General features: G+C 47.3%; 20 protein-coding genes and 3 pseudogenes. 5 read left to right on the forward strand and 18 right to left on the reverse strand.

What is annotated here, in order from left to right; all coding sequences use genetic code 11:
- Window positions 1-142 precede the first annotated feature (142 nt).
- The 7 genes from HW443_RS02160 to HW443_RS02190 form a co-directional block, all read right to left on the reverse strand.
- Entirely contained in the window at window positions 143-367 is a 225-nt protein-coding gene (locus HW443_RS02160; protein ID WP_176230925.1) for a nucleotidyl transferase AbiEii/AbiGii toxin family protein, read from the reverse strand.
- A 7-nt stretch (window positions 368-374) separates the two neighbouring features.
- Window positions 375-1,196, reverse strand: a complete 822-nt coding sequence (locus tag HW443_RS02165) for a type IV toxin-antitoxin system AbiEi family antitoxin domain-containing protein (protein WP_176230926.1) — start codon at window positions 1,194-1,196, stop codon at window positions 375-377.
- A 214-nt stretch (window positions 1,197-1,410) separates the two neighbouring features.
- Window positions 1,411-1,557: a hypothetical protein gene (locus HW443_RS02170; protein WP_176230927.1), complete on the reverse strand. Its 147-nt coding sequence runs from the start codon at window positions 1,555-1,557 to the stop codon at window positions 1,411-1,413.
- A gap of 87 nt (window positions 1,558-1,644) precedes the next feature.
- On the reverse strand, window positions 1,645-3,057 hold the full coding sequence (locus tag HW443_RS02175) for a glycosyltransferase family 2 protein (RefSeq protein WP_176235263.1): 1,413 nt from the start codon (window positions 3,055-3,057) through the stop codon (window positions 1,645-1,647).
- Window positions 3,032-4,078, reverse strand: a complete 1,047-nt coding sequence (locus tag HW443_RS02180; protein WP_176230929.1) for a HEAT repeat domain-containing protein — start codon at window positions 4,076-4,078, stop codon at window positions 3,032-3,034. Before HW443_RS02180 ends, HW443_RS02175 begins: the two co-directional genes overlap by 26 nt.
- A gap of 39 nt (window positions 4,079-4,117) precedes the next feature.
- Complete coding sequence (locus tag HW443_RS02185; protein WP_176237867.1) at window positions 4,118-6,415, reverse strand: GspE/PulE/PilB domain-containing protein; 2,298 nt, start codon at window positions 6,413-6,415, stop codon at window positions 4,118-4,120.
- 107 nt (window positions 6,416-6,522) lie between these two features.
- A complete protein-coding gene (locus HW443_RS02190; protein WP_219857219.1) occupies window positions 6,523-7,419 on the reverse strand; it encodes a DivIVA domain-containing protein in 897 nt (298 codons plus the stop codon).
- Between the two features lie 144 nt (window positions 7,420-7,563).
- Here HW443_RS02190 and HW443_RS02195 point away from each other — a divergent pair, with 144 nt between their 5' ends.
- Window positions 7,564-8,793 carry an RNA-guided endonuclease InsQ/TnpB family protein gene (locus tag HW443_RS02195; protein ID WP_176237869.1) on the forward strand — a complete coding sequence of 410 codons (1,230 nt, stop codon included), beginning with the start codon at window positions 7,564-7,566 and terminating at the stop codon, window positions 8,791-8,793.
- A gap of 169 nt (window positions 8,794-8,962) precedes the next feature.
- Window positions 8,963-9,229, forward strand: a complete 267-nt coding sequence (locus tag HW443_RS02200; RefSeq protein WP_176236228.1) for a hypothetical protein — start codon at window positions 8,963-8,965, stop codon at window positions 9,227-9,229.
- 8 nt (window positions 9,230-9,237) lie between these two features.
- On the opposite strand, the gene HW443_RS02205 is transcribed toward HW443_RS02200, so the two are convergent.
- The 4 genes and pseudogenes from HW443_RS02205 to HW443_RS13800 form a co-directional block, all read right to left on the reverse strand.
- Entirely contained in the window at window positions 9,238-9,510 is a 273-nt protein-coding gene (locus tag HW443_RS02205; RefSeq protein WP_176229610.1) for a hypothetical protein, read from the reverse strand.
- Window positions 9,511-10,001: 491 nt separating this feature from the next.
- Window positions 10,002-10,865, reverse strand: a complete 864-nt coding sequence (locus tag HW443_RS02210) for a diguanylate cyclase (RefSeq protein WP_176236231.1) — start codon at window positions 10,863-10,865, stop codon at window positions 10,002-10,004.
- Between the two features lie 161 nt (window positions 10,866-11,026).
- Window positions 11,027-11,371, reverse strand: a pseudogene (locus tag HW443_RS02215) (galactose-1-phosphate uridylyltransferase); the annotation flags it as partial.
- Window positions 11,304-11,669 (reverse strand): annotated as a pseudogene (locus HW443_RS13800) (glycogen/starch synthase). The pseudogenes HW443_RS13800 and HW443_RS02215, both read right to left, overlap by 68 nt.
- A 15-nt stretch (window positions 11,670-11,684) precedes the next feature.
- Between HW443_RS13800 and HW443_RS02230 the strand changes: the two are divergent.
- The 3 genes from HW443_RS02230 (at window position 11,685) to HW443_RS02240 (ending at window position 12,772) form a co-directional block, all read left to right on the forward strand.
- A complete protein-coding gene (locus tag HW443_RS02230) occupies window positions 11,685-11,927 on the forward strand; it encodes a hypothetical protein (RefSeq protein ID WP_176237870.1) in 243 nt (80 codons plus the stop codon).
- A gap of 123 nt (window positions 11,928-12,050) precedes the next feature.
- On the forward strand, window positions 12,051-12,338 hold the full coding sequence (locus HW443_RS02235) for an AbrB/MazE/SpoVT family DNA-binding domain-containing protein (protein ID WP_176233865.1): 288 nt from the start codon (window positions 12,051-12,053) through the stop codon (window positions 12,336-12,338).
- The gene (locus HW443_RS02240; protein WP_176236361.1) at window positions 12,335-12,772 is read left to right on the forward strand and encodes a PIN domain-containing protein; all 438 of its coding nucleotides are present in this window, start codon (window positions 12,335-12,337) and stop codon (window positions 12,770-12,772) included. Before HW443_RS02235 ends, HW443_RS02240 begins: the two co-directional genes overlap by 4 nt.
- Before the next feature lie 221 nt (window positions 12,773-12,993).
- Here the strand turns inward: HW443_RS02240 and HW443_RS13260 are convergent, their stop codons facing one another.
- The 7 genes and pseudogenes from HW443_RS13260 to HW443_RS12965 all read right to left on the reverse strand — a co-directional run.
- Window positions 12,994-13,116: a hypothetical protein gene (locus HW443_RS13260; RefSeq protein ID WP_258188973.1), complete on the reverse strand. Its 123-nt coding sequence runs from the start codon at window positions 13,114-13,116 to the stop codon at window positions 12,994-12,996.
- Between the two features lie 10 nt (window positions 13,117-13,126).
- The gene (galT, locus tag HW443_RS02245; RefSeq protein WP_176236922.1) at window positions 13,127-14,146 is read right to left on the reverse strand and encodes a galactose-1-phosphate uridylyltransferase; all 1,020 of its coding nucleotides are present in this window, start codon (window positions 14,144-14,146) and stop codon (window positions 13,127-13,129) included.
- A 3-nt stretch (window positions 14,147-14,149) separates the two neighbouring features.
- The gene (locus HW443_RS02250) at window positions 14,150-15,598 is read right to left on the reverse strand and encodes a glycogen synthase (RefSeq protein ID WP_176237871.1); all 1,449 of its coding nucleotides are present in this window, start codon (window positions 15,596-15,598) and stop codon (window positions 14,150-14,152) included.
- The gene (locus tag HW443_RS02255; protein WP_176231568.1) at window positions 15,595-17,310 is read right to left on the reverse strand and encodes a glycoside hydrolase family 57 protein; all 1,716 of its coding nucleotides are present in this window, start codon (window positions 17,308-17,310) and stop codon (window positions 15,595-15,597) included. Before HW443_RS02255 ends, HW443_RS02250 begins: the two co-directional genes overlap by 4 nt.
- A gap of 98 nt (window positions 17,311-17,408) precedes the next feature.
- Window positions 17,409-19,730: an alpha-amylase/4-alpha-glucanotransferase domain-containing protein gene (locus HW443_RS02260; RefSeq protein ID WP_176231567.1), complete on the reverse strand. Its 2,322-nt coding sequence runs from the start codon at window positions 19,728-19,730 to the stop codon at window positions 17,409-17,411.
- Between the two features lie 133 nt (window positions 19,731-19,863).
- The gene (locus HW443_RS02265; protein WP_176237872.1) at window positions 19,864-20,199 is read right to left on the reverse strand and encodes a transposase; all 336 of its coding nucleotides are present in this window, start codon (window positions 20,197-20,199) and stop codon (window positions 19,864-19,866) included.
- 48 nt (window positions 20,200-20,247) lie between these two features.
- Window positions 20,248-20,429: pseudogene (locus tag HW443_RS12965) on the reverse strand (hypothetical protein); the annotation flags it as partial.

The following is a 20,429-nucleotide window of genomic DNA, read 5'->3' on the forward strand; positions in this document are numbered from 1 at the left end:
ATCCTCCACTCCCCAAAATCTTTCACCAATCTGGTCTGATAGGGACGATCTGTGAAGAGCTCACCGTGGTAGAACAGATTGAAAGAGATTTGATCTTTACCATCGGCCTCTTCTCCTCAAGTAATCAAGAATACCCATAACTCTAAAAAAGGTGGTTACGATTCGAAAAGAGAAATTCTTCAGAATAGCGATAGTCCGGAAAGTAAATCTTCTTTAGAGTGGTTCCGCCCTTGAAAGCCAAATTCTCTTTCAGTTTTGAACCAGCCAGACCAAGTAGAATCCAGGTAATAACATAGTCTTTTTCAATCGTTCTGTCGTCTTTTTCCTGCCTAAAAGCAAGTTGTGATACCTCTCTTTGGGTGATCATATATCCCCTATGTTTTGATTATCTCCCTTAGTTCTTTGGGATCGAGATTAACGCGGAGCTTCCAAGAACTAAGGTATTTACCTCCGGCGGGCAAAGAGGGATCGAGTAAGACAAAACTGGGACTGATAGACCTTTTTAGCTTAGCTAACACATCCTCTCCAATCTCGTATAGCTCCAGTAGAAAACCTAATCGTTTGGCCACTGCCTTACTGCTAAAGCGTTCAACATATTTCGCAAGCCTCTCATAACCTATTTCCTTTCTCTTTGTCCACAAACCTTTGGCTAACTCGCTTATACCACCACAGAGTTTGGGGTTATCCAGGCAATCAATAACAGTTCGTTCAAGATCGCTTACTTTAACCTTTTCAGTTGGTTTCGCCCAGACTTCCTCGATTCCCCAAACCTTTGGGAGCTTAGCATAGATAAAGCGATAGTTCGCACCGAGAATTTTGGCTTTCTTTCTTCGCTTCGGTGTGCTGATGTAAACGGTCATAATGGGTTGGGTGATCATCTTATGAATATCCAAGGCACTGTAATGTGAAATATAGTAAGGATTAGGTTCGATAAGATGTTTGGCAATGACATACCAGTTCTCAGAATACTCGGCTTTTTCCCCTGCCGAAAGAGGTACAATTAGATATTTACCAGGAACCAGTCTGATCAGCCATTTCTTATTTACTAAATCACTAAGCAAAATGCGCGTAGCTGCTGAGCTAGTCTTAACAACCTTTTGTGCGTCTGAAATAGTAAAAATGTTCTTATCGTTTGCACTAAGGGCGAGAAGAAGTTTTGAACTTGTTCTACCTAAAGCTTTGGTTAATCTTTTCATTTTATGCTCTATGTAATAAATGTAAGCTTCTGGCTTACATTATGCGCATAGGGTATAAAAAGTCAAGCACCGATTTACATCTCGTACAATGGTAATCAGCAACTAGCTTACATCTTATGCATGAAATATAACCGCCGGGACTCGGAAAGGAGAGCTTAGGGTACCAAAATTAAATTGGAACCTCTACCTTGATATACTACGGGTGTCACAATCCTTAATCACGAACGGACCTGAATCTATTGCATCCCTCTTCCATGCACTTTTTCAAGACTCCCTCGGCCAGAACTATCAGGTCTTGATCGGTGATGGCGTCATCCGGGAACATGGCAATGGCTATGGTGCCAGGTAATAGATCCTCCACTCCCCAAAATCTTTCACCAATCTGGTCTGATAGGGACGATCTGTGAAGAGCTCACCGTGGTAGAACAGATTGAAAGAGATTTGATCTTTACCATCGGCCTCTTCTCCTCAAGTAATCAAGAATACCCATAACTCTAAAAAAGGTGGTTACGATTCGAAAAGAGAAATTCTCAATGAGAGCATACAAAATTAAGATGCTGACTTCCCTCCAGCTTTCGTATGGCCTGTAGCTTCGTTCATCAAGTAGTACTCCGCCCACGGATAAGATTGCGCTGAACAGAAAAGCGGCAGCAACAAAAAGCAGAAAAGATTCCAGACTAATCAGGCCCAAAAAAAGCGCTATGGGGACTAATATATACCCGGCAAGCTCAACAATCGGTCCCAGCATTTCAAAAAAGAAATAATAAGGCATGGCAAATAATCCTATTCCGCCATAACGTGGATTTAAGAACATCTTAAGATGACCAAACAGTACCTGCATCAAACCTCTATGCCATCTCCTTCGTTGCCGAGACAAAGCTGAAAAGGTTTCAGGAACGAGTGTCCAACAAATCGGGTCGGGGACAAAAACTATTCTATATTTCTGTTTTTTTCTCCTATATACTTCGTGTAACTGAACAACCATTTCCATATCCTCTGCAAAAGAATTCTTATTGAAACCACCAGCCTCAACTACAGCAGATTTTCTAAATAACCCAAAAGCCCCAGAAATAATTAATAACGAATTGATCACAGACCATCCCATCCTGCCAAAAAGAAATGAGCGAAGGTATTCAACTACCTGGAACCTCGGTAAGCTTTTATTGCTGAGTCTGGCCTTCTCGAAAAATCCCGATTTTATATCGCATCCGTTAAGGATTCTAATCACTCCTCCAGAGGCGATGGTAAGCTCAGGTTCCTCTAAAAAGGGCTTCACTACTCTCTTTAACCCAGATCTTTCCAAAATCGAATCTGCGTCGATAGCGCAGAACAAAGGATATCTGGAGGCGTTTATGCCAGCGTTTACAGCGTCTGCTCGACTTCCACCGTTTACTTTATCAACAACAATAATTCGATCATCTTCAGGGCAATAATAAATTCCTCTAATATCCGCGGTATTGATTTTTATGTGTACCGGCCTGCTTAGTCTTCTTAACCCAAAATTGTCAATCAGGTTTTGTAAAGTTCTATCTTCTGAACCGTCATTTACAACAACAAGTTCGAATTTTGGGTACTGGACCATTAGAAGTGACCTAACAGTAGTAACCACTGTGTTCTCTTCGTTGTAGGCAGGAATCACGACACTTATAGGAGGGGTGAAATCAGAATAAATATATTGGTCCGCTCTATCGACTTTCTGCCATAACAGGTACTTAGTTATGCTAAAAAACGACAGGACGTAGAGAAGTACATAGACAGAGTTCAACGCCAGGAAATAAAAAATTACAAAGAAATTGAAGGTCAAGAAAATCTGTCTGAAGATAATATAAAACCTGTCATAATTTATTAGAAATTGTTCCATTTGATTCGGTGTAAGCTATATCATGCTTCTGTAATTGCTCTATTGCTTTTTCTCTCGCGAACCAGTCCTTTCCAGTGACAGCCTTCCTTAAGGCATCAAACCCAACCTCACCCAACTGGGAAAGGGCTTCGGCAGCGTTTGTCCTGGCCCACCAGGACCTGTCACGTAGAAGATTCGCAAGCAGCTCTGCGCTTGGCCTGTGTTGAATGAGGCCCAATGCTTTGGCTGCCTGGGCTCTTACTTCCCACGCCTTGTCTTCCAAAAGGAACTCCAATTTGCTAGCACTATGCACGTCACCTATTTTTCCAAGTGCTGCAGCGCATCTGGCTCTTAAGTCTTTATCCTCACTGGAAAGAGCATCTTCTAACGGTCCTATAGCTTCAAAAGCTCTTAAGTCTCCTAGAATCTCCGCCGCCATGATTCTCACTTTAATATCTGCTCCATTAAGCGCCTCAATAAGCGAAGGAATCACGTCCGATCCTAGGTTCTTAACCATGTGAAGGAGTCTAACCTGGAGCCACCGGGATGGTGAAGATAGCTCGCTCAGTAGTACACCCAAAGCCTCTTTTGTCGCCAGAGATCCAAGTCCGATCAAACCAGCAATCCTATCACCTTTGTTTTTTGATTCTGCCATCCTTTGTAGAGCACTTACGGCTTCAGGAACTTGCAAATAGCCGAGTTTAATAGCCGATTCTCTTCTAACCTTGCTCCGCCGGCTTTTTATGCCAAGCAAAAGCCTATCTACCACGCCTATCTTTTTAGCTAAAGTAGTCACGTTAATAAGGTATTCGCCTTTTATGCGGCCAGCAATATCGATAAGGACCTCTTCAATGACTTCCCATTGCCATTCTTTAGTAGGAACTGGATATAAGCTCTCCAATTTTGCTGGCGGTTGAAAAACGCCTTCGACGATTTTTGGTTGGATAAAACTTCTAAACTCTGCTCTTTCTTTATCTCTAGCGGTTCGTCGATATTTGGTAATAAAAGTCGCTGCCGTAAGAGACAGCAGCAGAAAAAGCATAATAATTGTGCTGATAAGAAGTATAAGCAACATTCAAGATCAAGATTGTTGCTGAGAATTCTTGCTAGATAAGGGGGTACCGCTTTTTGTTCTAGCCAGCATTGCTTTTAATCGCAGGACGAGTTCTCTTGGATTGAATGGTTTAACCAAATATTCGTCAACTCCCGCTGAAAAAGCTTTCACCATCTCGGCCTCTGCCTCAATTGAGGTCAACATAATCACCGGGATATGGGAGATAGCTTTCTGTTTTCTAATTTCTTGGGTAAGCTTGATACCATTGACAAATGGGATCTCGAGTTCGGTTATAACTGCGTCTGGTTCTACTGAGTTTAGTTTCGCAAGAGCTTGGGCGCCATCCCTGCATGGGATAACTCTATACCCCGCGTTTATTAGAGCTCTGCTAATGATCTCTAGATCTAAACTATCATCTTGTACAAGTAAAACTACTGGCAGTTTCTCCTCACCCAGAACGAGGTCGAGTCTTACCCTTCTCTCTTCTCTGGGTTCTACCCCTCTTATCTCCTGCTCAGGAAAGATCCTCCCCAGAGCCTGCAGTATCTGATCCGCAGGAGCGACCACAGGGACTACATCCTTACGAATCAATTTTTTGGCCAGATAAAGGGATAGGGAATCCGTGGGATCGGCGACAGCCAAAAGCACCCTGCCATTCAGTTCTCCCAAGGGAAGTACTTTCAGACCAATAGCCGCCTCTCGAGGGAAGGATGGGGCTATCTCATGATCAACCGGATCCACCGTTCTGCCTTCATCATTTCGGAAAGGGGTGAGATCATAGTACATCATGCCGCTGAAATCAGAGGCCCGTTGAGCAAACTCTTTGGCCGACATTCTCCCCTCGTCGACCAGCAAAGTTAGCAAGCTGGCCTGAAAGTTAATATGCCGGTTAAGAAGCTCTAAAGCCTCCTCTTCAGAAAGGAGTCCTTTTTCTGCCAGATAGGAAAGGAAACCAATACTCGTGCTCAGTCCCTTGCCCTCTACCCAACTAAAGAGATTTGATCGGGGCCGGGAGGGTTCGGTCCTAGCTGGAGCTACCTGGTCGGAGGGGGTGGCCTCTCTTTCTGGAGAAACCCTTTCTATCTCCAGCAACCGGACTTCCTCTTTCGGCCTGGCCGTGGACGGACTGGGAGCAACCTGGCCGGGTTCCTGGTAGTATCTGGTCAGACCCTCAACAATAGCGGACTCTTCGGCCACCACAACCCTGACATTACGCCCCAGGACGCTCCGGAGGTCCCGAATTACGTCTGTTCGAGTGGGATCATCCATAGCCACTATCAACTCGTTGGGTCCCAGGGCTATAGGAAGAAGAGCCAGACCCTGGGCCACCGCGGGGCTTACCAGATCGAGAGCCCTTCTATCCACCGGAAGTAGATCCAGGTCGATGATGGGAAAGCCAAACTTTAAGGACAGAACCTGATCCAGATCTTCTCGGGAGAGATATCCCAGTTGGATCAAGGTCCCCAGAACCCTCTTCTTGCTTTTCTCTGCCCATCCTCTGGCCTCGGCCAGGTGGACCTGATTGATGTAGCCCTCCTGGAGCAGATAGGAGAGTACCTCCTCTTCGGGAATACTATGGGCTTTGGAGTACAGTCTGACCAGAGAAGTCTGAATCTGGCTGGGACTGGAAAGGACAAACTTCAGGTTCCTTCCGCTGGCCAGGCTGATCTCATCGAGGGTGACCATAGGGGGAGGAGAGTCCACAGCCAGAGTAAGAGTTTTTCCCTCCAGGGACACTGGCACCATTCCATGATGATAGGCCAGATGCTCAGGGAGCACCTCGGCCAGGGCTGGCGGGATATCCACCTGACTCAGGTCCAGGTGGGGCACCTTATAATGGATGGATAGAACGTTAAGAAGAGTTTTCTCCGGGATCAAACTGAGGCCGTAGAGGACCTTTTCAAAGGATTTTCCTGTCTCTTTTTGGATAGCGATGGCCTGATCCAACTGATCTCTGGTAAGTAACTGAGACTCCAGGAAAAAGTCAGCCCACCACCTTTTGGATGGTTCGGCAATGCCCCGGTCCGGACCAAAAAAGCGATCAATAGCCTCTTTGATCTCGGACTCGGTGCCCACCACAGCTCTCACCGGTACTCCCACCTGCCTCTCTACCAGCTTCAGAGCTTCCTCCTCAATGGGATCGGCCATAGCCACAATGATGTGCTCAGGATTTCTCAGAATAGGGATAAGCCGATGCCGTCGGCAGAGTTCCTCGGGGACCAGTCGGGCTACCTGAGGGTCAATCTCATAGCGAGATAGACGCAGGAAGGGAACTCCCATTTTTAGTCTTATGTTTTCTGACCTGTCTATACCATTGCCCTGCATAATCTATCCTCAAAATACAGATGGCCGAGGCCTGGAAAATGGGGCCTCGGCGGAGTCTTTAGAAGAAAACTTGTCTCTTTGAGCCTGGCCAGAAGGTTTAGTCTTACTTATCTATTTCCGCTAACGATGTCCACCTCAAAGGGGATGACATTCTTGAGCACTTCTGGATTAAATTTCGTCGTGGAAAGAGCCAGGTCGATATGGGCAGTCCCGTCGCGAAACTGCTTGAAGACTACTTCTTTTACTCCATCGATGCTACAAAAAGCCTCCTCCAGCTTCTTTAACATCTTTATCTCTTTTATGTTATGCACCACTACTTCCACTGTATTGCCCGGTGCTTCCTTAGGCTTCTCCTGAGCCACCTCAGTTTGGCTCGCTACAAGACTTTCTGCCTGTTCCGCCTTTTGTTCCTGAACCACTCTCTGCGCTACGGCTGGAGTGGGCCAGATCCTGGCCTCTCGAGGAGCAGCTTCTTCTCCTGGGACAGCCACTTTCTCTGACGGAGAGGGCTGTCTCTCGGAAACCTGAGCCAGTTTGCTCTCGGCAACCAGAACCTCCTGACATCTGTCCATAAGAGTTCTCATAGACTCGGATATGAAGACGATCCTTCCCACCACTTCGTCCTTTTGCCTCTTCAGATCTTCCAGCTCCCTTTTGGCTCTCTCTGCTTCGGCATAGGCCTCGGCTTTGACCAGAGCAGCATCCCTTTCAGCCCGGCCCACAATCTCCGCCGATTTGGTTCTGGCTTCCTCTTCTGCTTCTCTTATTATCTCCTTGGCCTTACCTAAAGCGTCCAGGAGCTCGGCTTCCAGAGATTTGAACTTGTCCAATTGCTGAGTAGTAGATCTCAGGTTCTCGGACAGAAGCCTTACTTCACCCGATAGCTCCCCCAGAAAGGCTCGCACCTCCTCCCGGTTAAAGCCCAAAAGAGAACGTCTAAAGCTTTTGTTCATGATCTCTTGATATTCCATTTCTTTCACCGCCCCCTGGTCAGTTCCCTTCATTAGAAACATGCAATTAACCACCAGTCACAGTCAAGCAATTTCAGTTCCTCACATGATTGTAATTTCTACATAAATGGGGAAATACCTCTTTTTTTATCTTATCTGCGGTCTAAGACCCCTTCCGTAAGGAAGGGGATTGATATTTTGCATAAAAACATTTATAATATCTTCATGATAACCGTAAAGTTGCAATTGTATAAACCTACAAAGTGCAAGGAACAAAGACTTTTTTCTATAATAAGAGAATTTACTAGTTGTGCCAATTGGTATCTTGATAAACTGCAAGAAAGTCGAACTACAAGTAGAGTAAAAATTCATAATGGTTATTATGAGACAGCCAGAAAGTCTTTCCGTCTTTTGTCTGCAAATGTTCAACTTGCCCTTGACAAAGCCATAGAGACTCAAAGAGCTTTCTTGAATAAAAAGGGCAAGAAGTCTGTGCCAAAATTTAAGAAACAATTTGCCTGTTTTAGACAGGATACTTTTAAGATTTTTGATAGGTATGTTCAATTTAATATGCCTGGTAGGGAGCGAGTTAACATTCCTTTCAAAGTATGCAATCCAAATCACAAACAATTTATAAAACAGCAACCAAAACGCTCTCAACTGATTAACAAGAAAGGCAAATGGTTTCTCTATGTGTCTTATGAAACCGATAAGCCTGCAATAGATGGCAATATCAATATAATTGGTGTAGATTTGGGAGTTAAGAAAATAGTCACCGTTTCTAATCCGGAAGCCTCGGTCAATGTCTTTTTCTCTGGTAATAAGGCTATATATACAAGAAATAAGTATCAGAGATACAGAAAACAAATACAGAGAGCCAAAGATACTGGTAAAGCCAAAAGAGGATACAGGGCTTTGAAAAGAATTTCTGGTAAAGAGAAGAATTGGATAAAAGACACTAACCATAAAATAAGCAAACAAATAGTGAATATAGCAAAACAGAATAAGGCCGACATAGCTATAGAGAATCTTAAAGGCATTAGAGAACGGATTAAAGCTACCAAAAAAGTAAGAAGGATGCTTCACTCCTGGAGTTTTCGCCAGCTTATTTCCTTTTTGCAATACAAGAGTGCTATGGCTGGTGTGCGGATTGTATCCGTTGACCCAAGACATACTTCCCAGAGATGTCCCCGATGTGGTCATATCTCCAAGGACAATCGAAAATCTCAATCTGCTTTTAAATGTTCTCAATGCCATTACTCCGTAAATGCCGATTTAGTCGGTTCTCGTAATATTGCACTCACTGCCCTCAACCTATATGGTGAGGGAAAACGCCCCAGTGAACGGGCTGTAATGCTACTGCCTATGGCAGAAGGCAAAACCTTAATGGCTTCCTGTTTGGAAGCCCCCTCCGTAAGGGCGGGGTAGTTCACTTTACCATATGGGCCTAAATCGATCAGAATTGAAAACCCAGAGAAAGGAGTCTCCTTTCGGTAAGTTCTTCTCTGTGGAGAACCTGCTCTTTGACATCGTGACCATTTAGGATTATTATTCTCACAAAGGATAGTCCACACGATAAATAGAGAGGGTGTTGACGTTGGAAGTCTTGCCTGAGGATCGGGAGAACGAAAGAAAGACCACTACACTTCTTGTCACCAAGACAGCTGCCGTTCTGGCCTGCTGGGTGCTCCTGTTCCTGCTCCTTTCTTTCCTCTACTTCTATATACCGATCTTACTACTGGCCTTCTTCCTGGCCCTCTTTTCCCTATACCACACCCGGGACATCATAATCTCCTGGAAGAAGGAGAGGGAGAAAAGGAGGAAATATGAGCGATATCGAGAAATAAAGGGCGTGAAAAAATAGTTCTTTTTTCAGAGTTGTGAATTCAGCCCTCGCTTAAAATTTGATAGGATTTCCTCTTCCAGCTTAATTCGCTCTTCGATGATATGTTTTAGCCAGGTCTGATACCCGCGCGCTTTGTGGAGTTTGGCGAGGTACCTTGCCTTCTCAATAATTGATGGTGAGAGGCGAATAGAGGTGGGCTTGACGGATATGGGTTCTTCCCACTTTGTCAGGTCCTCTGCCTCGGCAATTACCAACTGGTCGATTTCTTCTTCACTGAACTTTCTTTTTTTGTATTTCATATCTGCCATCCTGTAATTATTCTGACAACCTTACCTCGTTTGAGCTAAAAAATTATTTTTAGCTTTCGGCCACTATCGGTCTGTCCGATTAACTGCCAACGATCTTTGAACTGCTTATTTCTCCTTATGAGGGTGTCCAAAAACTAAGGGCATTTTGCCCAAGGTGGGGAATTACTCCTACATGAGATCTGATTTTGAGGTCAATGTGGGAAGTTTTATGCGAAATTAGCTCCTTTTTAGGGGCGAAGTGGGAGATGAGTTTTTGAAATTGGAGTTTTTAGACAGCCTCTTATCTGGTAATCGTTGAAAAAAGTCTCAACTGCCTCCTCAAAGGTGACATTATGTTCTGCAAGCTTATCCTTTTCCCAATCATACTCAAATCTTGATGGAACAAACTGGTTCCATTTCATCTTTGGTATAGTTTACCATTGTAGCTACAAATTTGCAAATAAGGCTTGCCTTCGGAAGCATTTAAAATCGTGTTACAATCCTCAGTCCCGACTGGACCTGAATCTATTGCCTCCCTCCTCCAGACACTTTTTCAAGACTCCCTCGGCCAGAACTATCAGGTCTCGATTGGTGATGGCATCATCCGGAAACATAGTAATGGCTATGCTGGCAGTCACCTTCAGTTTTATCCCCAGACCCGTCTCTATTTTGGTTTCCTCGACCCCCCGGCGTATCCGTTCAGCCACCACCATGGCTCCATTCAGAGGGGTCTCCGGCAGGATAACCGAGAACTGATGCTCCCCATGCCGCGAGGCTATGTCCACACCCCGTATACTTTCGGCAATGATCTCGGAGACCCGCAAAAGGATCCTCTTTCCCTCATCTACGCCAAAGTTCTTAACCAGCTCCTGAAAGCCATCAATAGCTATTAGAAGAAGGGCCAGTTGATGGTTGTATCTCCTGGCCCTCTGGAGCTCTAATTCCAAAGCATCGGCAGCCCTTTTCTTGCTCAGGGTTCCCGATATGTGATCTCTGGCCTCCAGCTCTTCAATTCTTCTAACATATTGAGATATGCCCAGATGGAGATCCTTGGTCAGACGAGAGAGGTAGCCCGACAGAAGGCCCGCAGTTACAAACAACAGAAGAAAGCCAATCGCTATCCAGTAGTTACTCCGGACAAGCTCCCCTTGAAAGTCCTCCACATAGAGGAAACCAGAGGAAAGGGCCACTACTACAAGTATGCTTCCTGGCCAGCCGGCCAAGTAGGAGAGGAGGATAACTCCACACAGAAAGAAAAACTCGGTGAGAAATTTTCCTCCAGAAAGGTAGAGCATGCTGTAGGAAGCAGCCAGAGCTATGAGGATGAGAGCAACAAAAATAAACCTGACCTTAGTTGTCTTCTTCATACCTGTTAGCCTGCTCTCCTTGTCGATGGGTTAACGTTAGTGCAACTTCTCACGACACAAGTATAACTGTACCACAGAATAAGCAGAAAACTCCCTGGAAACATACACCATGTGTATGTTGCTTACGGAGTGCTTACAGAAAATTGCCAGGATCACCCGGGTTAGTCTTTATATCCTGCTCTTAGAAACTCCGCTGCTGATTCAGGTGTGGTGACGTTGATTATTAGCCTGGATCCCAGCTCAAACCCAGCCCGGATGGTCAATCTGGGCAATATCTCCAGATGCCAGTGGTAGTGCTGGAGATCTCTTTGATGAAGAGGAGAGGTATGGAGATAATAGTTGTAGGGCGGATCTCCCAGATTGTCGGCAATATTTTCCAGGATACCTTTCAGAATTCCGGCCAAAGCTCTTTTGTCGGAATCGGTGATTTCCTCAAAGTTAGATAAATGGTTCTTGGGAATGATCCAGGTCTCGAATACCCTGATAAGCCAGATTATGAATGGTAAAAACCGTGGCCACCCTTTGGTAAGCCTGCTCTTCCTCTGGCAGCTTGTTTACCAGGTTGACGATGAGAGCCGAATGTCAGTCATTACAGTTAATGACCTCAGGTTGAAAATCAATTTTCTCCAGCATTCTAACCACAGCCAGTCCAAAAAGGGCAAAACGAAGTCCGTCGTCTTCGTAGCCGTAAACATTTTCCAGAGAAAGGGATCTCTTTTCGGTAACAGTCCTTCTCTCTTGGGGACCAGCTCTTTGACATGGTGGCCATTCAGCATTATTATTCCTATAAAGGATAGTCCACATAAATGAACAAAAAAGGTGTTGACCCTGGAGTTCTCGCCTGAGGATCTTAGGAAGGAAAGAAAAACCACTACACTTCTTATCGCCAAGACAGCCGTAGTTCTGGCCTGCTGGGTGCTCCTGTTCCTGCTCCTTTCTTTCCTCTACTTCTATATACCGATCTTACTACTGGCCTTCTTCCTGGCCCTCTTTTCCCTATACCACACCCGGGACATCATAATCTCCTGGAAGAAGGAGAGGGGAAAAAAGAAGAAAATATGAGCGATATCGAGAAATAAAGGGCGTGAAAAAATACGTCTTTTCCCAGAACTATGAACTTGTCGAAACTTGGAATTCGTAGTATCCTTAGATTAGGTATGGAAGTATGACATAAGGGGGAATATGATGCCACAATTTAAATTGTCCACTGTTCAAGAAAAGGGGCAAATTACCATTCCAGCGGAGATTCGCCGGAAGTGGAAGCTCAAGAAAGGAGACCTTGTGGCCTTTGTTGAGACCGAAAGAGGAGTCATCATCTCTCCCCGGGAAGTTATTGCAATGGAGACTCTTGGTCAAATCGGCAGAACCCTCCGTGAGAAAGGAATTACCCTTGAGGAGCTTATAGAATCTGGGCGGGAGATCCGGGGAAAACTCCTTGAGAAGGAATATGGCCTTAGGGCGGAGGAGGGATGATCCGAGCCTTCATCGACGCCAGTGTGCTCTTTGCCGCCAGCTACTCCTCAACTGGAGCTTCCCGTGAGATTATCCGCCAGGCTATCCGAGGGAATGTTACCCTTGTGACCAGTAAGTTGGTATTTGAGGAAACAACGGAGAACTTAAGTACCAAAGCCCCGGAGGCGCTTGCCTCCCTTAAACAATTCTTGGGGACAGCACCCTTTGAGCTTGTCCGACCGACAAAGCGACAGGTTTTGCAAGTCGCTTCCTATACCGCTTTAAAAGATGCTCCCATTGTGGCTGCTGCCAAAAGAGCAGAGGTAGATTACTTGGTTAGTCTGGATCGGCATCATCTTGTTAGTGTGCCGGAAGTGGCTCAAAGATCAGGGCTGAAGATCATCCTCCCCAAGGAGCTTCTGCAGGAAATACGCAGGCAAACAGGCAACGATTGAAAAGCTACTCTTGAGCTGGCAGCTACAGTCTGCTCCTGGGAGATTACCTTGCTAGCTCTTACAAGAGCAGGATTTCCTTTCCTCATGTGCTTCATCCTTCATGTCGCAGCTGGGACGAGGTTCACTCATGTTGTGGTGTCATAATCTTGAATCCAGCTCTCACTCAAGATTTGATAAGATTCCTTCTTCCAGCTTAATTCGCTCTTTATAATGATATATCCTCAGTCTCGACTGGACCTGAATCTATTGCCTCTCTCCTCCAGACACTTTTTCAAGACTCCCTCGGCCAGAACTATCAAAATGAGAACAACAAAGATAAACCTGGCCTGAATCGTTTTCTTCATGGTTGTTAGATCACCTCAGGTTGCCCTGTCCATATCCTGCCCTTAGAAACTCCGCTGCTGATTCAGGTGTGGTGACGTTGATTATTAGCCTGGATCCCAGCTCAAACCCAGCCCGGATGGTCAATCTGGGCAATATCTCCAGATGCCAGTGGTAGTGCTGGAGATCCCTCTGATGAAGAGGAGAGGTATGGAGATAATAGTTGTAGGGCGGATCTCCCAGGTTGTCGGCAATATTTTCCAGGATACCTTTCAGAATTCCGGCCAAAGCTCTTTTGTCGGAATCGGTGATTTCCTCAAAGTTAGATAAATGGTTCTTGGGAATGATCCAGGTCTCAAAGGGAGATTGTGAAGCATAGGGTTCCAGGACCACAAATCTATCATTCTCGGCCACCATCCTCACCCTCTCTTTCATCTCAAAAGAAACCATCTGGCAATAGACACACTTCCCATGTTCCCGAAAGTACCGCTCAGCTCCGGAGATCTCCATCTCCAGGAGATGAGGAACCATGGGAATAGCAAAGAGCTGAGAGTGAGGATGCCTCAGAGAGGCCCCGGCCCGGGGGCCATGATTTACAATTATCAGAATATACTTATACTCCTCCACCGTGGAAAGCGCCAGGTATCTTTCTCGATAGACCGAAAGGACCAGATCTATCTGCTCAGTGCTCAGTTGATCCAGATCCTTTAAGTGATCCGGACTATGGATTATAACCTCGTGAGACCCAATGCCGGTCATGGCCCGGTAAATCCCATACTCAAACTCTTTAAGGATGCCTTCGTGGGAAAAAGCAGGAAACTTGTTGGGAACCACGCGGACCTTCCATCCCGGGGTGTCGGGCTTTCTTTCTTCCTCGGAGTAAGCCATGATCTCCGGGGGAGTCATAGCCTCATGTCCGTAGCAGAAAGGGCAATTGGTTCTATCGTCGGGGCCTGTCTCCGCCCTGGCGGTAAAGCTCTCCGGCCTTTTGCTCCTTTCCGTTGCTATGACCACCCACTCCCCGGTGATAATATCCTGTCTCAATTCCGGCATACTTCAGTGTCCTTTCTTCCTCAGTTCTATAGCCAATTTATAAATCTCTTCGTACTTGTGGGCCGAACTATCCCACGAAAAATCGCAGGACATAGCTCTTTCCATCAAAGATCTCCATGTCCCTTCGTCTCTGAAATGCTCCAGAGCCCTGACTATAGCCACCAGCAGATGCATGGCATTATAGTTTTGGAAGACAAAGCCGGTACCCGTTCCTGTCCTGGGATCAAAGTCTTTTACCGTATCGGCCAGGCCACCGGTCCTTCGGACAATGGGGATAGTGCCGTAGGCCATGCTGATCAACTGTCCCAGCCCGCAGGGCTCAAAGCGCGAGGGCATCACAAACATATCACATCCAGCATAAATGCGCTGAGCAAGAGCGGCGTCAAACTTGATAAAGGCTTTCATATTATGGGGAAACTCTTTCGCCAGATGGGTGAGCAGATCCTGATAACGAAAGTCCCCCGTGCCCAGGACCACGAACTGGACCCCCAGCTCCAGTACTGCTTTGATGGCCTCAACAAGAATATCCAGGCCCTTTTGGTCGGTCAGGCGACTGATCATACCCATCAGAGGAATATCTGTACCTGCCTCAAAACCGCATTCCCTTTGTAGAGCCTTCTTGTTAGCCCCCTTGTTATCAAGGGAGTGGAGGTCGTAATTCAGGGCTATATGGGGATCGGTTTGGGGATTAAAGACCTGGTAGTCTACCCCGTTGAGAATACCAAAAAGCCTGTCTCTCTTGTCTGCCAGCAACTCTTCTAACCCCGCTCCGTACTCCTTGCTCTGAATTTCCTTAGCGTACTCTTCACTGACCGTGCTAACCACATCAGAAAAGGATATCCCTCTGGCCATGAAGTTAATCTTGCCTTCTCTTTCCTTCTCCAGCTCCAGAAGATCACTTTCATCCAGGCCCACTGAGCTGACAACGGAAGGATCGAAGATACCCTGATAAGCCAGATTATGAATGGTAAAAACCGTGGCCACCCTTTGGTAAGCCTGCTCTTCCTCTGGCAGCTTGTTTACCAGGTTGACGATGAGAGCCAAATGCCAGTCATTACAGTTAATGACCTCAGGTTGAAAATCAATTTTCTCCAGCATCCTGATCACGGCCAGTCCAAAAAGGGCAAAACGAAGTCCATCGTCTTCGTAGCCGTAAACATTTTCCCGTCCAAAGAATTTCTGATTCTCCACCAGATAGAGAGGCACCCCTCCATTCATTTTGGTGTGGCTGATGGTGATTTCCTCCTCACCCTTTTGAAAGGGGATACGGAAGGGACCCACCAGGGGCTGGATGCCATATTTATCCCGGTCGATCCTACCATAGCCGGGCATGACCACCCTTATGTCGTGGCCCAACCTTTGTATCGCTTGGGGCAAAGAACCTGCCACATCAGCCAATCCTCCTACCTTGACCAGAGGGGAGACCTCTGCAGCCACGTACAAGATTTTCATAGCTTCTCCCTTCGTTGATTAGGGTGGTGCATGGGGCCGGTAGGTCGAACCACGAGAGCAGCCTCGTCCTTGCTGATAATAGCTTCAAAAAGATGCTCTGGAGGCTGCTCATTCAAAATCCGATATACAGCCCTCAAATGGGATCTGAACTGGCTGTCCCAGACCTGATCTAGCCCCGAGTGATGGTAGTCACTGAACCACCAGAACCAATCGCTACCCTCGGCCACGTAGATCTCCTGCCAGGCCCTTTGAGCTGTCTCCTGGTCCACCTGGCCCTGACGTTCCATGGTAGTCAGAAAACTTCGGGTATGGTAGAGATAGTCCCAGGCCCTGGCCTGGGAACGACTGCCAATCCAGGTCCCAAAATTAGCATTTATCCAGGATCCCGACCATATTTTATCAAGATGGCCCTTTAGTTCAGCTTTATCCAGATACTCGCTCACGGTGACCATCTTAAGCTCGGGAGCCTGGTCAAGAAGTCCATAGAGGGTAGTCAGGAACTCATAGCCATCTCGATCATAATGCTCCCAGCAGTTCTCCCCATCCAGAGCGATAGTTACGAGATGTCTTTCTGCCCTATCTCCTAAAGAGGCCTTTATGGCCTTCAGTCTCCCATGAAGCTCTTCAGCGGCCTGGCGGCCTGGCTTTGATCCATAGACAAATCCGATAAGATCGGAAAGAAAATGGTCCCGAAAAATGATTTTCAGCTCTCTATCATCTCTCTGAAGCTGGTAGGCTCTATAGAGATCTTCTGGATTTTGAAGGTTGCCCTGTCCATCCCTGACAAATTTGGTGCCCAGGGAGTTGGCCAGGACTTCCTCGTCGCTAATTATCCACTCCACGCCCGATTCCATCATTATCCTGACCGCCTCCTCTGAGACCGCCTGCTCTGGAGGCCACATACCCCGGGGGGAGCGGCCAAAATTTTGCCGATAACATTCCAGGCCCATTTCCACCTGTTTTCTGGCATCCTCGGGATATCTAAAGGGGAAAGAGGGAAGATTAACATCCGGAAGGGCCTCCAGGGCCACCCCGCTATCACAGAGTAAAGGCATAATAGGATGGTAAAAAGGAGAGGTGGTAATTTCGATCTTGCCCTCTTCCTGGAAGCGTCGGTAGGCAGGGACAACTTCCTCCACCAGGGCCCTCTGCTTCTCGATCACCCCTATCTTATCCATCTCCGTGAAATGGCGGCCCTTCTCCACACACTCCTTCAAGAAGTTGTCCTTTTCCAGCAGTAGGGAATCAAACCAGGCCAGATTGAACCAGACCTGTAGATCCCGATACTCTTCCTCCGAGAATTCCTGGATCATCTCTGGATAACTTTTGGACCCGAGGGCTTCTTTTTTGAGTATTAACTCCTTATATCTTTTATAAGGCCCTATTCTGGGCTGCCAGCCCTCCGGGCAGAAACGGGAGAGGAGGAAGGTCTTATCCAAGGCGGTAAGTTCATGAGCCGGCTTAGCGCTCATCTCCAGGTAATAGTCTCTCACATCTCCTTTGGCGTACTGGTTCAACTGATCCACCAGGGAAGGCACCAGATTAAAGGTCTGCTTAATATGGGGGTAGTCTTCCAGAATAGTTACCATGTCAAAATAGTCCTTACAGACATGCAGCCTGACCCAGGGGAAGATAGCTATCCTGGTCTGTCGGTCCAGATAGTATGGTTGGTGCATGTGCCAGACAAAGGCTATATTTAAGGGAGATCCCATATCGCTAGCTCACTCTTCCCTTGAAGCCAAACTTCTCCAGAGTATATCTCTAATATTCTCGGCGTAGGCCAATATTCATATTCTACGCCTAGATTCACTTATGTCCAGACTTTCAGATCGCTTATCTTTGAACCAGTCTCTCCCAGGGCTTTTATCTCCAGACGCATTTGGTTTCTCCAGAGCTCCTGAGGTTTTAGCTCTATCTTCCAACGGGGCACCAGGCAGGAGCTCTGGTAGACCCTTTCAAATCCGGCTTCCGACTGAGAGACAGTTTCGAGGGGGAACCGCCACAGTTCCGCCCTCTGACCCAGGTAAAGCTCTAGCTCCAGACCCAGGAGCTCACTTCTTACTCCTACTGCCTCTACCTCTTGCTCTACTCCCTGGCTGGCCAACTGCCTCTCCTCCAGTTCCCGGCCCGGCAGAAAATACGCCCCACCACCCACATCATAGCCGCTCAGAAGGGCAAAATGAAACTCCACTCCCAAAATAGTGTCCAGAAATCGTTGAGATCGGTTATGGAGCTCATACTCCAGGGGCACTGCCGAACCGTCCTCAGGAAGCCTGATCTTTTTAGTTACCAGGAGTGGGCCACAAACTTCCCCTTCAAGCCCCCCTTTCTTGAGAAAACCCTCCCGGCTAAGGGAGACAACTACCTCTCTATCCAACTCATGAATGTAGAAATCATATTCTTTTTGCCAGAATGCACCTTCCTCATGATGGGCCCGGCGCCAGAACTGTTCCCATCCTGTCTCCGGGGCCAAAAAGTGATCCCGCAGACAAACATTTCGGCACTGGTCGTAGAAGAGAAACTTATCCAGGCCCGCTTCTTTGACCGTTATTATCTCATGAATAGTCCGAACCTGCTCTTTTCCCTCCGAAGCCTGTCCCTCTTTCCCTTCCTGGCCTGACTCCCCCTCCGTGGTTTCCGGGCCCACTTCTGCCCCTTCCACTTCTGCCCCTTCCCCCTCTCCTGCCAATTGCAAAAGCTTCTGGTGGTAGGCTTCCCTTCTTCGGGCCAAAGTGTCTGTGAGATTATGGAGGGCCGGCTTATAGTCTATCTCGAAGATAGTCCCTCCCTCGGCTGGATCGAGATAAAGATTCAGGCAGGCATTAGAGATAACCACTTCAGGCCGACCGTCCCGATCCAGATCCACAACCTCCTGGAACAGAAAATTCTTCTCCTGGTGCAGTTTCTTCTCCGCCAGGACTTCGGCCCGGATCAGGTGACGGAAGATGGCTGAGCGAAGATGAGGAAGGTAGAGCCCTCCGAAGACTCCATGCCAGTAGGCGTCATTGCATTGGGCACTGAGGAGCTCCCGGTAGGCTTCTTTGTCCCCTGCCCTACGCACCTTATCCCGGACATAAAGCATCTTCTTATGCATGTTGTTGCTCTCGGGATATTTGATTAGAAAATTGCGCCAGAATCCTCCCGACCACTCCAGCATCTCGGCATAGGCAGCGTTGGGAAGGTAAATGCGACCCAAAGGAGGGCAACGGTCCAGATACTCAGAGAAGTGAACAGTGCGGATCCAGGTGCTCTCCCTCTCCAGAAGGCTGAGAAATTCCTCCAGCCATCCTCTTTCATAGACATGCTCATAAGTCCCGGGCCAGGCGCCGAGCTTCTCACCATCATCGTCCAGGACCAGCAGAGGCTCTCTCCCTAGACTCTCCCCACTAGCTAATCCTCTTGTGCCAGTACCCCTGACGGCACGATCCTCCTTCCCCCACCCCTCTGACTCGCTGTCCTCTCCATTCTCTCGCTTCCTACCCTCTTGATTCTCTGAGCAGGCATTTCCCTCGACCGTCTCCTGTACCACCCGTCTCAGATAGGCCAGGGTCTCTGCCGGACTTTGGAAGGGAACCAGGTAGCGGAGCTTCATATCTATGGGAAAGACCTTCAGGGTCACACCCTGCTCCTCAGTGATGTAGTAGCCCCGCAGGTCCTCATCCTTCAAGCCTACCAGCTTAAAGTGGTGGTCATCCACCACCACATACTCCACCCCACATTCAGCCAGGATCTTGGCCAGATGAGGCTCCCAGACCCTCTCGGCCAGCCACATTCCCCTGGGCCGCACCCCAAAAAGCTGCCCCAGGGTCTCATTCATTCTCCAGATCTGTTCCTTTTTGTCCTCATCGGGGATGATGGGGAGGATGGGTTCATAGTAACCCCCTGTCTTCAGCTCGATCTGGCCTTTCTTCACCCCCTCCCGGATCATGTCCAGCAGCTCGGGCCTTTTGGCCTGCAACCAGTCCAGAAGGACCCCAGTATAATGGAAAGTCACCTTGATTGCAGGGTGACGAAGGAGGACCTCCAGAAGAGGACGGTAGGCCTTTTGGTAGACCTCTTCAAAGACAAAGTCGAAGTTGCCCACGGGTTGATGGTTATGAAAGCCCAGGCAAAGATTTATCTTTCTATCCATGAAGTTGTCTAAAAACTCGACCTTTTTAACGAGCTAGGGTTTCTTTTCTGACCGTGGCTACCACCAGATCACCAGGTAGCCTCAGTTTTCTCCTTCCATACCTTCCCTTGGGCTGGAAGAATACCCCGCTTCTTTAAGCGGGATTATACACTGCCTCTAATTCCCCTGTCAAGCTATCTAAGTCACCCCCCTTCGCCATAATTTTGGCATAGATTTTCTTGATGTTATGCACCAAGCAGACCAATGTCCACTCACCGCCTGCCTTGCCCGATCCTCTTAAGCGGAATCTCCCAAATCCCAGGTTAGACTTCACTTGTCCAAAAACTGGCTCCACAATCTTTTTACGCTGGCGATAAATCTCTTTGCCTTCTTCGGTTTGCAATTTAGCTGCCATTCTGCTTACTGCATCAGCCGGCTCCCTATTTAGTCTTGTTTCAGCATCCTCTATAGCTCTATCTCCGTTAACTATTGCTACACCTTTTTGTGATGGGGAGTTAACAAAGCTATAGCAAGCGACTTAAATAAGTTTACACAGTGATATTATCTTTTGTGGTTTCCAGCGTTGTGATCTTTTGAAAACAGAGACCTCCAAATCGAATAGGGTCTCAAAATAGACATTGGTCGTCTCTTCGTATCTCATGGTCCTCCAAAGAGATTCTTGATAGTTGAGTTCTGGATGATAAGGCGGTAAATAATGAA

Source organism: Candidatus Hakubella thermalkaliphila, from assembly GCF_013281975.1.
GTDB lineage: Bacteria > Actinomycetota > Humimicrobiia > Hakubellales > Hakubellaceae > Hakubella > Hakubella thermalkaliphila.